Source organism: Mycobacteroides sp. H001 (genome assembly GCF_001440005.1).
Classification (GTDB): Bacteria; Actinomycetota; Actinomycetes; order Mycobacteriales; family Mycobacteriaceae; genus Mycobacterium; species Mycobacterium gwanakae.
The window spans coordinates 779,275-792,736 of the sequence record NZ_LJYH01000021.1 but is presented as its reverse complement, the minus strand read 5'-3'; the positions used below and the strand labels follow the sequence as shown (position 1 = coordinate 792,736).

The following is a 13,462-nucleotide window of genomic DNA, read 5'->3' as shown; positions in this document are numbered from 1 at the left end:
GTTTCGTCTCGCACAAATTCGCCAAAACCTCGGTCTCGGCGGCTAGGCCGCTCTTGACGCAGCGCTCAGGGCTGCGCGAACTCGGTGGACGACCGCCAACGGTTGATTGATGAGCTGGTCCCGACTAACGCGCACCAACCGCCAGCCCATCGCAGCGATCGTCTCTTGCCGTTCGATATCGCGGCGATGCTGCACAGAATCGCCCCAGTGCTGCGCACCGTCGAACTCGGCAGCCACCCGTTGTTCCCGCCAGCCCATGTCGAGACGAATGGTCCGCCCGTCAGGACCACACAGCTCGATCTGGGTTTCCGGACGCGGTAACCCCGCACCGACAAGGCACATCCGCAAGCGTGTCTCCTGAACAGATTCGGCGCCAGGGTCTGCCAGCGACAGCACATTCATCAGTCGCCGGATTCCCCGCGCGCCCCTATGCCGCGAAGCGACCTCACGTACCTCGCTCATCGAGCAGTTACGGAGAAGCACGTCGATCAACTCGACAGCACGCGAGGTGTGCACCCGGCGCCCGATATCGAACACCGTCCTGGCGTGTGTCGTGACCTGGACCCCGCCGAGCACCCTCGACTCGCCGGAGCACAGCGTGTCCGCATGCACGATGATCCCCGTGGGCGCACTGCGCCATTCGCGAATCAGCTCGGCCGGACGGTCGGCCGATATCCACGGATTGCCATGCACGGCGGCAGCTGAGGCACCACACACCACCGCGCTCCCGTCGGACCACAAGAAGGCAGCCTCAGCACGGATAGTCGCGGTGAGCTCCACCCCGATGGGCAGATAGACATTGCGATAAATGCGTCGATAGCCGGTGCGCAGCTCGTGACGTGTCAGCAGGCCAGACGCAATGGCCGTACTCCCCGTGACCAGGTTCCCCATGTCGCGACCATGCCATGCACCTCTGACAGGTACGCGAGACCGAGGTTGTGGTGAATTTGTGCGAGACGAAACCGCCATAACCTCGGTCTCGGCGCAGAGCGCAAAACGGGCGGGCGCGGAAAGGACCCCGCCGCTAGAAGCCGAGCTTGCCGAGCTGCTTGGGGTCGCGCTGCCAGTTCTTGGCGACCTTGACCCGCAGATCCAGGAAAACCTTGGTGCCGAGCAGCTTTTCGATCTGCTTGCGCGCGTTGGTCCCGACTTCACGCAGCCGCGTGCCGCCCTTACCGATGACGATGCCCTTTTGGCTGTCCCGCTCGACGTAGAGAATCGCATGCACGTCGATCAGCTCCGAACCCTCGGGCCGCCCCTCACGTTCGTTCACCTCGTCGATCACCACTGCCAGCGAGTGCGGCAGCTCATCGCGCACACCTTCGAGCGCCGCCTCGCGGATCAGCTCGGCCATGAGCACCTCTTCGGGCTCATCGGTCAGTTCACCGTCGGGGTAGAACGCGGGCCCTGGCTGCAGCTTGGACGCCAAAACCTCTGTCAGCACCTCGACTTGGGCGCCCGAGACGGCGGACACCGGCACGATGTCGACGTCCGGCCCGACGAGCTGCGACACCGACAGCAGCTGCTCGGCCACCCGCTCCTTGCTCACCTTGTCGATCTTGGTGACGATCGCGATCAGCGTGGTGCGCGGTGCGACAAGCTTGATCTGCTCGTAGATCCACTTGTCCCCCGGCCCGATGCCCTCATCGGCCGGGATACACAGGCCGATCACATCAACCTCGGAATACGTATCGCGCACAAGGTCGTTGAGCCGTTGCCCGAGCAGCGTGCGCGGTCGATGCAGCCCGGGAGTGTCGACGAGCACGATCTGGAAGTTCTCGCGGTGCACGATGCCGCGGATGGTGTGCCGGGTGGTCTGCGGCCGGTTCGACGTGATGGCCACCTTCTGGCCGACCAGCGCATTGGTCAACGTCGACTTACCGGTATTGGGCCGGCCGACGAAACAGACGAAACCCGAACGGAATTCCGGCGAGGTCACAGCTGCCCCGCAGGTACGCCGGTGCGATCGGTGACGATGACCGTCGCCGACGGCGAAAGCTCACGCACCGCAGCCAGGCCCGGATCCTCGTGTGAACCGCCAACCAGCACCGCCGCCTCGATGACCGAGGCCCCACTGGACACCGCCGCCGCCACCGCCGCCTGCAACGCCGTCAACGACAACGCCGAAAGCGACACCGGCGCACCGGCGTAGGTACGGCCGTCGCCGTCACGCACCGCCGCTCCCGACTTCGCTTCGGCACGCCCCATCGCGCCACGGGCCAGCACGACGAGCTTGTTGTCTTCTGCATCCAACTCAGTCATCTTTTTCCTCCGTTTTCTCGTCGTCTGCCGCAGTGCCGCTGTCGGGGTCGGGTTGCACCAGGATTGTCCCGATGCGCACCCGGCCGCGCGTGTCCGGACCGCCCTCGGCCTGTAACAAAAGTCCGTGCGAGGCAGCCGTTGACCCCGGCAGTGGAACGCGTCCCAGCTCGAGCGCCAGCAGTCCGCCGACCGTCTCGACGTCCAGGTCCTCGTCGAACTCGATGTCGTACAGCTCCCCCAAGTCCTCGATCGGCAGTCTGGCGGAGACACGAAACACCTTGTCGTCCAGATCTTCCACCGGGGCGACCTCGTCATGGTCATACTCGTCGGCGATCTCCCCGACGATCTCCTCCAGCACGTCCTCGATGGTCACCAGCCCGGCGATCGCCCCGTACTCGTCGACCAGCAGCGCCATGTGCTTGCGGTGCTGCTGCATCTCACGCAGCAGTGCATCCAGCGGCTTGGAGTCCGGGATGAACACCGCAGGCCTCATCACCTGCGCCACGGTGACATCGCGCCCGCCGTTCACCGAGTAGTACGTCTGCTGGACAAGATCTTTGAGGAAGACCACGCCGACGACGTCGTCCACGTTCTCCCCAACCACCGGAATGCGGGAATGCCCGCTGCGCACCGCCAGAGAAGTCGCTTGACCAGCCGTCTTGTCGGATTCGATCCACACCATCTCGGTGCGCGGCACCATCACCTCGCGGGCGGGCGTATCGCCCAGCTCGAACACCGACTGGATCATCCGGCGTTCGTCATCGGCCACCACGCCGCGCTGCTGCGCCATGTCGACCACCTCGCGCAGCTCGATCTCGGAGGAGAACGGTCCGTTGCGGAAACCGCGTCCGGGCGTCACCGCGTTGCCGAGCACAATCAGCAACCGCGAAATCGGGCCCAGCAGCACCGAAATCACCTGCAGGGGGACGGCGGCGCCCAGCGCGATCGAGTACGCATGCTGACGCCCCAACGTGCGCGGCCCCACCCCGATGGCCACAAAACTCGTCACCACCATGACAATCGCCGAAATCATCAACGCCGCACCAAGGCTCATCCGCGCGGTGAGATAGCCGACCAGGAACACCGTCGACAAGATCTCGCAGGTGGTGCGCAGCAACACCACCAGGTTCACATAGCGTGGACGCTCCCGGATCACCGCCGAAAGCCGCACCGCGCCAGGCCGTTCCTCACGGACCAGCTCGTCGACACGCGCCGAGGACACCGTATTGATGGCCGCGTCGATGGCCGCGAACGCCCCGCCCAGGCCGACGAGCACGATCGCCGCCAGCAGCAGCCCTATGCCAGACATCACTCGTCGAAGTTGCGCGACTTGTCGAGCAGACGGCTATCTCGGTACAGCTGGGCCTGCTGCTCGTACCAATCCTGCAGCAGCTGGTTCTGCAGCGCGAACATCTCGCGCTCTTCCTCGGGCTCGGCATGGTCGTAGCCGAGCAGGTGCAGCACACCGTGCACCGTCAGCAGCGCCAGCTCGTGCGCCAACGAATGTCCCGCCGCCTCAGCCTGTTCGGCCGCGAACTGGGGGCACAGCACGATATCGCCCAGCATCGACGGACCCGGCTCGGGCGCGTCGGGACGTCCACCGGGCTCCAGTTCGTCCATCGGGAAGGACATCACGTCGGTGGGGCCGGGCAGGTCCATCCACCGCATGTGCAGGTCGGCCATCGCCGCCAGATCGACGAGCATCATCGAAAGTTCAGCGGCCGGATGGACATCCATTGCCGCGATGGCGAACCGTGCGACGCTGACCAACTCGCCCTCGGCGACGTCGATACCCGACTCGTTGACGACCTCAATGCTCATCGGTGCCTGCTCCGGTTCCCCGATGCGCGCCGCTGCGCGCGATTGCCCGTCAAGTCCGAGTCCTCAAACCGCGCGTAGGCATCCACGATCTCCGAGACCAACCGGTGGCGCACCACATCGGCACTGGTCAACTCCGAGAAATGAATTCCCTCGATGTTGTCGAGGATGTCCATGGCCGCGCGCAGCCCGGAACGGGCGTTGCCCGGCAGATCGACCTGAGTGATGTCACCGGTCACCACGATCTTGGAGCCGAAGCCCAGCCGGGTGAGAAACATCTTCATCTGCTCGGCGGTGGTGTTCTGCGCCTCGTCGAGAATGATGAACGCGTCGTTGATGGTCCGGCCGCGCATGTAGGCCAGCGGCGCGACCTCGATGACCCCCGCATCCATCAGCTTGGGAATCAGCTCGGGATCCATCATGTCGTGCAGCGCGTCGTACAGGGGCCGCAGGTACGGGTCGATCTTCTCGCTCAGTGTGCCGGGCAGGAACCCCAGCCGCTCGCCCGCCTCCACGGCCGGCCGCGTCAGGATGATGCGGGTGACCTGCTTGCTCTGTAAGGCGTTGACCGCCTTCGCCATTGCCAGGTACGTCTTACCGGTACCGGCCGGGCCTATGCCGAAGACGATCGTGTTGGCGTCGATCGCGTCCACATAACGCTTCTGGTTCAACGTCTTTGGCCGGATCGTCTTGCCGCGCCGCGACAGGATGTCCAGGCTCAGCACCTCGGCGGGAGACTCGTCCCCATCGCCGGTCAGCATCCCCACGGTGTGCCGCACGGTCGACGGCGTGAGCTGCTGACCCCGCCGGGCGATCACGATCAGCTCGGAAATCACCCGCTCGGCAAGCGCGATATCGGCAGGCTCGCCCGTGAAGGTGATGGTGTTTCCGCGGGCGTGGACATCGGCGGCAAGGACGTCCTCAAGCTCTCGCAGGTTTTCATCGGCTGAACCCAGCAGGCCCATGATGAGGTCATTCGGAATCTCGACGCTGCTGCGTGCTTCCGAAGCCGGCGCAGCGGCACCTTGTTCTCGGCTCGTCACGTGGTTACGGTCGCCTGCTTTCTTGGGTTGTGGAGTTGCCTCGAGTTTACCGCCGGCAACCGTCAGCCTCCACGCGATTAGCGCTCAACGGTGCGTAAGCGGACCTGCCGCCCACCGATCCGTGAGCACCCCGAGGGCGCCCAGCGCGACGGCCGCGGCACTGGACGTGCGCAACACCGTCGGCCCCAGGCGCACCGCAGCCGCGCCCGCATCGGTCAAAACCCCCAGTTCCTCGTCGGCGACACCGCCCTCGGGACCCACGATCAAGACCACCGACGACGACGTGGACAGCCGCTCACCCAGCGCACTGAGCCCGGAATCCGCCGATTCATGCAGCACCAGCACCACGGCACCGTCGGCGATCCGCGCCCGGACCAGCTCGGCCAGCTGCGCCGTCGAGTGCAGTTCCGACACCGTCGGCACGAAGGCCCGACGGGACTGGCGTGACGCCGCCCGGGCCACCGCCTCCCAACGCTGCTGCCCCTTCGCCGCCTTTGCGTCCCAGCGCGACACACAGCGCTGTGCCTGCCACGGGACGATCTCGTCGGCACCCGCCTCCACCGCCAGATCGACGGCAAGATCGGAGCGATCGGATTTGGGAAGCGCCTGCACCACAGTCACTTTGGGTGTCGCCGCGACCACGGCCCAGCGCCCGGTCACCTCAATCGACAGGGTGGCGCGCTCAACGGAGGCGACCACGCCGTCACCGACCTCGCCCGCGCCATCGCAGACCATGACCGGCTCACCGACCCGCATGCGCAGCACCCGCGTCGCGTGATGTCCCTCATCGCCGTCGAGGATTACCCGTTCACCAGCGGCGGGGACGTGGTCAACGTAGAAGATCGTGGCTGCCGCCATCGATTACCGGCCCGTGAACGCCTCGCGCAGCCGCGAGAACACCCCGCCGGATGCGGATTCGGCCCACACGACCTCGGCGCCGTCCTTGTGGCGGGTCCGGAAGTCCTTCAAGAGCTCACGCTCCTTGGAGTCCAGCCGGGTCGGCACCACCACATCCAGGTGGGCGTGCAGATTGCCGCGCACACCGGTGCGCAGATGAGGCATGCCCTTACCGCGCAGCGTCACCACCGATCCGGGCTGCGAGCCCGGCTCGACCTTGATGGTGGTGTCGCCGTCGAGAATGGCGTCGACGGACACACTGGTACCCAGCGCCGCCTCCACCATCGGGACGCGGACCGTGAAGTGCAGGTCGTCCCCGTCACGAATGAACACGTCATGGGGCTTCTCATGCACCTCGACGTACAGGTCACCAGCAGGCCCGCCGCCGGGGCCGACCTCACCCTGCGCGGCCAGCCGCACCCGCATGCCGTCGCCCACACCGGCCGGGATCTTGACCGTGATCTCGCGACGCGCGCGCACCCGGCCGTCGCCACCGCACTTGTGGCACGGATCGGTGATGACCTCTCCGGCCCCCTGGCAAGTCGGACAGGGGCGCGAGGTCAACACCTGGCCAAGCAGGGACCGCTGCACCGTCTGCACCTCGCCACGGCCACCACAGGTCTCGCAGGCGCTCGGTGCCGAGTCGCCGTGGGTGCCCTTGCCCGCGCATCCGTCGCACAGAATCGCGGTGTCGACCGTCACCTGCTTGCTGACGCCTGTCGCGCATTCCACGAGTTCCAGGCGCATCCGCAGCAGCGAATCGGACCCGGGCTGCACCCGTCCGCGCGGACCGCGTGATCCGCCGGCCGAACCACCGAAAAATGCCTCGAAGACGTCGCCCAGGCCACCGAAGCCCGAACCGAAACCGCCGAACCCGTTGCCACCGCCGCCGTTCTCCAGCGGGTCACCACCGAGGTCGACGATGCGCCGCTTCTCCGGATCGGTCAGCACCTCGTAGGCGACGCTGACCTCCTTGAACCGCGCCTGTGCCTGCTCATCGGGGTTGATGTCGGGGTGCAGCTCGCGGGCGAGCTTGCGGTACGCCCGCTTGAGTTCGCTGTCGCTGGCACCCTTGCTGACCCCAAGAATGCTGAAGTAATCACGCGCCACTGTGCCTGTTACGTCCTGTCTAGTTCACATACTGCTAGCGATTGGCTAACACTTCGCCGATATACATGGCAACCGCCGCGACGTTCGCGATGGTTCCCGGGTAGTCCATCCGTGTGGGCCCCAGCACACCCATACCGCCGAACACCGCTCCGCCCGCACCATACGGGGTGGAGACGACGGAGGTCCCGATCATCTGCTCAGCAGCGGTTTCGTGACCGATGTGCACGGTGACCCGGCCCGCCTCCTGCTGTGCGGCGAGCAAGCGCAGCACCACCACCTGCTCCTCGAGCGCCTCCAACACGGTGCGCAGCTGACCGCCGAAATCGCCCGCGTTGCGGGTCAGATTGGCGGTGCCGCCGAGCAGCAGGCGTTCCTCGTGATGCTCGACGAGCGTTTCAACCAGCACCGTCGCCGCACGCGTCAGGGGATTGCGCAGGTCATCGTCGGACTGTTCGGCCAGCTCGGCGACGGCCACCGAGGCCGCCGACAACTTCTTGCCGTCCAGGGCCGCGCCCAGCAGCACCCGGAGGCGGCCCAGCTGCTCGTCGTTGATCACGTCGCCCAGCTCGACAATCCGCTGATCAACGCGCCCGGTGTCGGTGATGACCACCAACAACAGCCGGGCCGGGGTCAGCAGCACCACTTCCAGATGACGCACGCTCGACGAGGACAGCGTCGGGTACTGCACCACGGCAACCTGACGAGTCATCTGTGCCAGCAGCCGCACCGCGCGGCGCAACACGTCATCGAGGTCGACGCCGCCTTCCAGGAAGTTCAGGATGGCCTTGCGTTCGGCACCCGAGAGCGGTTTGACGTCCTCGAGCCGGTTGACGAATTCGCGGTAGCCCTTTTCGGTCGGAATGCGTCCTGAACTGGTGTGCGGTTGCGCGATGTAGCCCTCTGCCTCCAGTACCGCCATGTCGTTGCGGACGGTGGCGCTGGAAACCCCTAGTCCGTGCCTGTCGACCAGGGCCTTGGAGCCGATCGGCTCTTTGGTGGTGACGTAGTCGGCGACGATGGCGCGCAGCACCTCGAAGCGTCTGTCATCGGCACTGGCCATGGTCACCTCCCTCGGAGCAGCGATTTGCCTCCCATTTTACGGGGCCAGGCTGCCCCAACCCTCCACCACGGCCGTCCACGCTAACCTCAGGTGTTATGGCGGGATCATTACGGAGTGGTTTGCGGTGATCTTCAAAGGTGTCCGCGAGGGGAAGCCCTATCCAGAACACGGGCTATCGACCAGAGATTGGTCACGCATCCCGCCCCGGCAGATCCGACTCGATGAACTCGTCACCACCACCACGGTGCTCGCCTTGGACCGGCTGCTCAGTGAGGACTCCACGTTCTATGGAGACCTGTTTCCGCACGCGGTGAAATGGCAGGGCGTCACCTATCTGGAGGACGGGCTGCATCGCGCGGTGCGCGCCGCGCTGCGTAATCGGGTCGTGTTGCACGCCAGGGTTTTCGATATGGACCAGCTGCGCTCCGTTTAGCCGGCGCTAGTCCAGGATGGTGCGCACCACGCCGTCGGCCAGCAGGCGCCCCTGATCGGTGAGCACCAGCCGATCATCCACGAGCCGCGCCAGTCCCCCGGACACCACGGCAGGCACGCGGCCACGTTCCTCAACAGTCAAGTCTGCCAAGGCGATTCCCGTGTTCAGCCGGACTGCCAGCAGCACATCCTCGGTATGCCGTTCGGCCGGGCTGAGGATCTCGTGCCCGCCGACGGGGAGCTGCCCTGCCCCCAATTGCTTGGCATAGGTGTTGGGGTGCTTGACGTTCCACCACCGCACCCCGTTGACGTGTCCGTGCGCACCCGGCCCGGCACCCCACCAGTCGCCGCCGGCCCAGTATCCGAGGTTATGACGGCACTGCCCGCCGGGGCGTGCCCAGTTGGACACCTCGTACCAACTCAGCCCGGCCTGCGACAGCGCGGTGTCCAGCAGCTGATACCGATCGGCCAGGGCGTCCTCATCGGGATTGGGCAGCTCGCCGCGCCGCACACGCCGCGCCAGCGCGGTGCCCTCCTCGACGACCAGCGCATACGCCGACACGTGGTCGACCCCGGCGTCGAGCACCGCATCGATGGACCGGCGCAAGTCATCGTCGGTTTCGCCCGGAGTGCCATAGATGAGGTCGAGATTGACGTGCTCAAGACCGGCCGCGCGTGCCTCCCGCGCCGCCGCCACCGCCCGGCCGGGCGCATGCACGCGATCCAGCGTCGCCAGCACGTGCGGGGCCGCGGACTGCATGCCCAACGAGACCCGGGTGTATCCGGCGGAGCGAATCGTCTCGAAGAACGCCGGCGAAGTCGATTCGGGGTTGGCCTCGGTAGTGACCTCGGCACCCGGCACCAACGTGAAGTGGGCCCCGATGGCGTCGAGCACCTCGGCGAGCCCGGAACCACCCAACAGCGAAGGCGTCCCGCCCCCGACGAACACGGTTTCCACCGGTGGTTTTCCGTCCAGGGTCCGCGCGGCCAGGTCCAGCTCGGCACGCAGCGCCTCAAGCCAGCCCGCGGGCGAGGTGCCGTCACCGAGTTCGTCGGCGGTGTAGGTGTTGAAATCGCAGTATCCGCAGCGTGTGGCGCAGAACGGAACATGCACATAGATCCCCAACGGGCGCCCCGGCGCCGGCACCAGGGGCGGCAGGGTGGCAATCGTTTCGGGTCTCACCGGTCCAGTGTGTGCCAGGGTCGACGGCAGAAAAAATCTGCGCGGTCAATAGCGGGAATCCCCCAAGCCCAATAGAGGTTTTGCTCACAATGAGCGGAATTACGACCCGGTCGTGTGGGGTGTCAGTTTCTCATGGCACAATTGGCCGGGTGAGCACACATCAGGTCCCTCTTGTCGCGCGGCGACACATCGACCTGAAGCGTGTCTGTAGCGCGTGTTGTCTCCCTTAGTGACGTAGTCCTACCCGTCTGCCACCCAAACGGTCGTGAGGATTTGCGCCTCCGGTCAGCCCCCGGTGTGTCGCCCACGACTGTGCCTGCCTTTCTGAGGAGCACCATGACCACCAGCGAGACCCGGCCCGCTCGCCCGAAGCCACAGCGCAGCGAGGGCCAGTGGGCACTCGGAGAACACGAGCCGCTGAACCCCAATGAGCAAGCCAAGAAGGACGATCACCCGCTGAACGTGCGGGAGCGCATCGAAACCATCTACGCCCACAAGGGCTTCGAGAGCATCGACAAGACCGACCTGCGTGGCCGATTCCGCTGGTGGGGTCTGTATACCCAGCGCAAGCCGGGTTTCGACGGCTCCTGGACCGGTGACGAGAACACCGACATGCTCGAAGACGATCACTTCATGCTGCGGGTGCGTTCGGACGGCGGCGCACTGACGACTCAGGCGCTTCGCACCCTGGGTGATCTGTCCACGACGTACGCGCGGGACACCGCCGATCTGTCGGACCGCGAGAACGTGCAGTACCACTGGATCCGGGTCGAGGACATGCCGGAGATCTGGCGCCGTCTCGACGAGGTCGGTCTGCACACCACGCAGGCCTGCGGCGACTGCCCCCGCGTGATCCTGGGCTCGCCGCTGGCCGGTGAATCCCTGGACGAGGTGCTCGATCCGACGCCGGCCATCGACGAGATCGTGCGCCGCTACATCGGGAAGAAGGAGTACGCGAACCTTCCCCGCAAGTTCAAGACGGCCATTTCCGGCCTGCAGGATGTGGTGCACGAGATCAACGACGTCGCCTTCATCGGCGTGGTGCACCCCGAGCACGGCCCGGGCCTGGACTTGTGGGTGGGCGGCGGCCTGTCGACCAACCCGATGCTGGCGCAGCGCCTCGGGGTGTGGGTGCCACTGGATGAGGTGCCCGACGTGTGGGAGGGCGTCGTCAGCATCTTCCGTGACTACGGCTACCGCCGTCTGCGCGCCAAGGCCCGGTTGAAGTTCCTGGTCAAGGACTGGGGCGTCGAGAAGTTCCGCGAGGTTCTCGAGACCGAATACCTGAAGCGCCCACTCATCGACGGGCCTGCCCCGGTGCAGCCGCCGCGGCCCATCGACCACGTCGGCGTGCAGCGACTCAAGAACGGGCTCAACGCCGTTGGTGTCTCCCCCATCGCGGGCCGGGTGTCCGGCACCATCTTGTCGGCGGTCGCCGATATCGCCGAGAAGGCGGGATCCAACCGGGTCAGGTTCACGCCGTACCAGAAGCTGATCATCCTCGACGTCCCCGATGAGAACCTGGCGGAACTCACCGCCGCGCTGGACGCACTCGGGTTGCCATCGCGTCCGTCGCACTGGCGCAAGAATCTGATGGCTTGCACCGGTATTGAGTTCTGCAAGCTGTCTTTCACCGAAACCCGCAAGCGCGCACAGGATCTGGTGCCCGAGCTGGACAAGCGGTTGGACGATCTCAACGCGCAGCTGGATACTCCGGTCACCATAAACATCAACGGCTGCCCCAACTCGTGCGCGCGTTCGCAGGTCGCAGACATCGGCTTCAAAGGCCAGATGGTCGATGACGGCGAGGGCAACAGTGTCGAGGGCTTCCAGGTGCACCTGGGCGGAAGCCTCGGCCTGGACAGCGGATTCGGCCGCAAGCTGCGTCAGCACAAGGTCACCAGCACCGAACTCGGCGATTACATCGACCGGGTGGTCCGCAACTTCGTCAAGCAGCGCACCGACGGAGAGCGCTTCGCGCAGTGGGCGGTTCGGGCCGAGGAGGCGGATCTGCGATGAGCGTGCTGGAGGGCCAGAAGAACCTCGACCAGCTGCGCGAGCTGGCCGAGCGCGGCGCTGCCGAACTGCAGGATGCCTCTGCCGAGGAACTGCTGCGCTGGACCGACGAGAACTTCGGCGGCGAGTACGTCGTGGCCTCCAACATGCAGGACGCAGTACTCATCGACCTTGCCGTACAAGTGCGTCCGGGCGTCGACGTCTTGTTCCTGGACACCGGATACCACTTCGCCGAGACGATCGGCACGCGCGATGCCGTGGAATCGGTGTACGACATCCACATCGTCAATGTGGCTCCCGAGCAGACGGTGGCGCAGCAGAACGAGTTGGTGGGCAAGGACCTGTTCGCGAGCAACCCCGGCGAATGCTGCCGCCTCCGTAAGGTTGTGCCGCTGCGCAAGTCGCTCTCCGGGTACTCCGCGTGGGTGACCGGGTTGCGCCGCGTCGATGCCCCGACTCGCGCCAACGCACCGCTGATCAGCTTCGACGAGGCGTTCGGGCTGGTGAAGATCAACGCGATCGCCGCATGGACCGACGAGGACATGCAGAAGTACATCGACGAGCACGGCACCCTGGTGAATCCGCTTGTGGACGAGGGCTATCCGTCGATCGGCTGTGCCCCGTGCACGGCCAAACCGGCACTGGGCGCCGACGCGCGCAGCGGCCGCTGGCAGGGCCTGGCCAAGACAGAATGTGGGCTGCACGCCTCATGACGACGACGGAGACCGAAATGGAGTCTGTGTTGAATCAGACGGAAACACTGACCGACCTCGAATCCGAGTCGATTCACATCATTCGTGAGGTGGCCGGCGAGTTCGAGCGCCCGGTGCTGCTGTTCTCCGGCGGCAAGGATTCGACGGTGCTGTTGCACACCGCGCTCAAGGCCTTCTGGCCCGCACCGCTTCCCTTCGCGCTGCTGCACGTCGACACCGGCCACAACCTGCCCGAGGTGCTGGACTTCCGCGACGAGATCGTCGAACGCCACAACCTGCGCCTCGTCGTCGCGAAAGTCGAGGACTACCTGGCCGACGGGCGCCTGACCGAGCGGCCCGACGGAATCCGCAATCCGCTGCAGACCATCCCGCTGCTCGAGGCCATCACCGACAACAAGTTCGACGCGGTGCTCGGTGGTGGACGTCGCGACGAGGAGCGCTCGCGCGCCAAGGAGCGCATCTTCAGTCTGCGTAATGCGTTCGGCCAGTGGGATCCCAAGAAGCAACGTCCCGAGCTGTGGAGCCTCTACAACGGCCGGCATGCCCCGGGTGAGCACGTGCGGGTGTTCCCGATCAGCAACTGGACCGAGTTGGACGTGTGGCGCTACATCGCGCGCGAAAACGTACAGCTGGCCGACCTCTACTACGCCCATGAGCGCGAGGTGTTCAACCGCGACGGCATGCTGCTGACTCCCGGCCCGTGGGGTGGACCGCGCGACGGCGAAGAGCTGCAAACACTTTCGGTGCGTTACCGCACCGTGGGCGACGGCTCGACCACCGGCGCGGTGCTCTCCGATGCCGCCGACGTCCATGCCGTGCTCGCCGAGGTGGCCGCATCGCGGATCACCGAACGCGGCGCGACCCGCGGCGACGACCGAGTGTCCGAGGCGGCCATGGAAGACCGCAAGCGAGAGGGCTACTTCTGATC

Annotated in this window: 14 protein-coding genes; 4 read left to right on the top strand and 10 right to left on the bottom strand. The window is 65.9% G+C overall.

Annotated elements, in window-relative coordinates:
* Positions 1–42: 42 nt before the first annotated feature.
* The 9 genes from AOT83_RS05915 to hrcA all read right to left on the bottom strand — a co-directional run bounded on the left by AOT83_RS05915 (position 43) and on the right by hrcA (position 8,190).
* Positions 43–891, bottom strand: coding sequence for a DUF559 domain-containing protein (locus AOT83_RS05915; protein ID WP_030095197.1), 849 nt, complete (start codon positions 889–891; stop codon positions 43–45).
* A 133-nt stretch (positions 892–1,024) separates the two neighbouring features.
* Positions 1,025–1,939 carry a GTPase Era gene (gene era / locus AOT83_RS05910; protein WP_030095196.1) on the bottom strand — a complete coding sequence of 305 codons (915 nt, stop codon included), beginning with the start codon at positions 1,937–1,939 and terminating at the stop codon, positions 1,025–1,027.
* Positions 1,936–2,262 (bottom strand): cytidine deaminase, encoded by a 327-nt coding sequence (locus AOT83_RS05905; protein WP_030095195.1) that lies wholly within the window; start codon positions 2,260–2,262, stop codon positions 1,936–1,938. The genes era and AOT83_RS05905 overlap by 4 nt, the downstream gene beginning before the upstream one ends.
* The gene (locus AOT83_RS05900) at positions 2,255–3,571 is read right to left on the bottom strand and encodes a hemolysin family protein (RefSeq protein ID WP_030095194.1); all 1,317 of its coding nucleotides are present in this window, start codon (positions 3,569–3,571) and stop codon (positions 2,255–2,257) included. The genes AOT83_RS05905 and AOT83_RS05900 overlap by 8 nt, the downstream gene beginning before the upstream one ends.
* Positions 3,571–4,083, bottom strand: coding sequence for an rRNA maturation RNase YbeY (gene ybeY / locus AOT83_RS05895; protein WP_005060346.1), 513 nt, complete (start codon positions 4,081–4,083; stop codon positions 3,571–3,573). Before ybeY ends, AOT83_RS05900 begins: the two co-directional genes overlap by 1 nt.
* On the bottom strand, positions 4,080–5,045 hold the full coding sequence (locus AOT83_RS05890; RefSeq protein ID WP_199340262.1) for a PhoH family protein: 966 nt from the start codon (positions 5,043–5,045) through the stop codon (positions 4,080–4,082). Before AOT83_RS05890 ends, ybeY begins: the two co-directional genes overlap by 4 nt.
* A gap of 162 nt (positions 5,046–5,207) precedes the next feature.
* Positions 5,208–5,981 (bottom strand): 16S rRNA (uracil(1498)-N(3))-methyltransferase, encoded by a 774-nt coding sequence (locus tag AOT83_RS05885; protein ID WP_057964944.1) that lies wholly within the window; start codon positions 5,979–5,981, stop codon positions 5,208–5,210.
* 3 nt (positions 5,982–5,984) lie between these two features.
* Positions 5,985–7,130: a molecular chaperone DnaJ gene (gene dnaJ / locus AOT83_RS05880; RefSeq protein WP_030095191.1), complete on the bottom strand. Its 1,146-nt coding sequence runs from the start codon at positions 7,128–7,130 to the stop codon at positions 5,985–5,987.
* Positions 7,131–7,164: 34 nt separating this feature from the next.
* Entirely contained in the window at positions 7,165–8,190 is a 1,026-nt protein-coding gene (gene hrcA / locus AOT83_RS05875; RefSeq protein ID WP_030095190.1) for a heat-inducible transcriptional repressor HrcA, read from the bottom strand.
* A gap of 124 nt (positions 8,191–8,314) precedes the next feature.
* Between hrcA and AOT83_RS05870 the strand changes: the two genes are divergently transcribed.
* Entirely contained in the window at positions 8,315–8,623 is a 309-nt protein-coding gene (locus AOT83_RS05870) for a type II toxin-antitoxin system VapB family antitoxin (RefSeq protein ID WP_030095189.1), read from the top strand.
* A 6-nt stretch (positions 8,624–8,629) separates the two neighbouring features.
* Here the strand turns inward: AOT83_RS05870 and hemW are convergent, their stop codons facing one another.
* On the bottom strand, positions 8,630–9,805 hold the full coding sequence (gene hemW, locus AOT83_RS05865; RefSeq protein WP_057964945.1) for a radical SAM family heme chaperone HemW: 1,176 nt from the start codon (positions 9,803–9,805) through the stop codon (positions 8,630–8,632).
* 336 nt (positions 9,806–10,141) lie between these two features.
* Here hemW and AOT83_RS05860 point away from each other — a divergent pair, with 336 nt between their 5' ends.
* From AOT83_RS05860 to cysD, 3 genes are read left to right on the top strand one after another with little or no spacing between them, the layout of a single operon-like run.
* Positions 10,142–11,824, top strand: coding sequence for a nitrite/sulfite reductase (locus AOT83_RS05860; protein WP_030095187.1), 1,683 nt, complete (start codon positions 10,142–10,144; stop codon positions 11,822–11,824).
* Positions 11,821–12,534: a phosphoadenylyl-sulfate reductase gene (locus tag AOT83_RS05855; protein WP_030095186.1), complete on the top strand. Its 714-nt coding sequence runs from the start codon at positions 11,821–11,823 to the stop codon at positions 12,532–12,534. The genes AOT83_RS05860 and AOT83_RS05855 overlap by 4 nt, the downstream gene beginning before the upstream one ends.
* Entirely contained in the window at positions 12,531–13,460 is a 930-nt protein-coding gene (gene cysD, locus AOT83_RS05850) for a sulfate adenylyltransferase subunit CysD (RefSeq protein ID WP_030095185.1), read from the top strand. The genes AOT83_RS05855 and cysD overlap by 4 nt, the downstream gene beginning before the upstream one ends.
* Positions 13,461–13,462 lie beyond the last annotated feature (2 nt).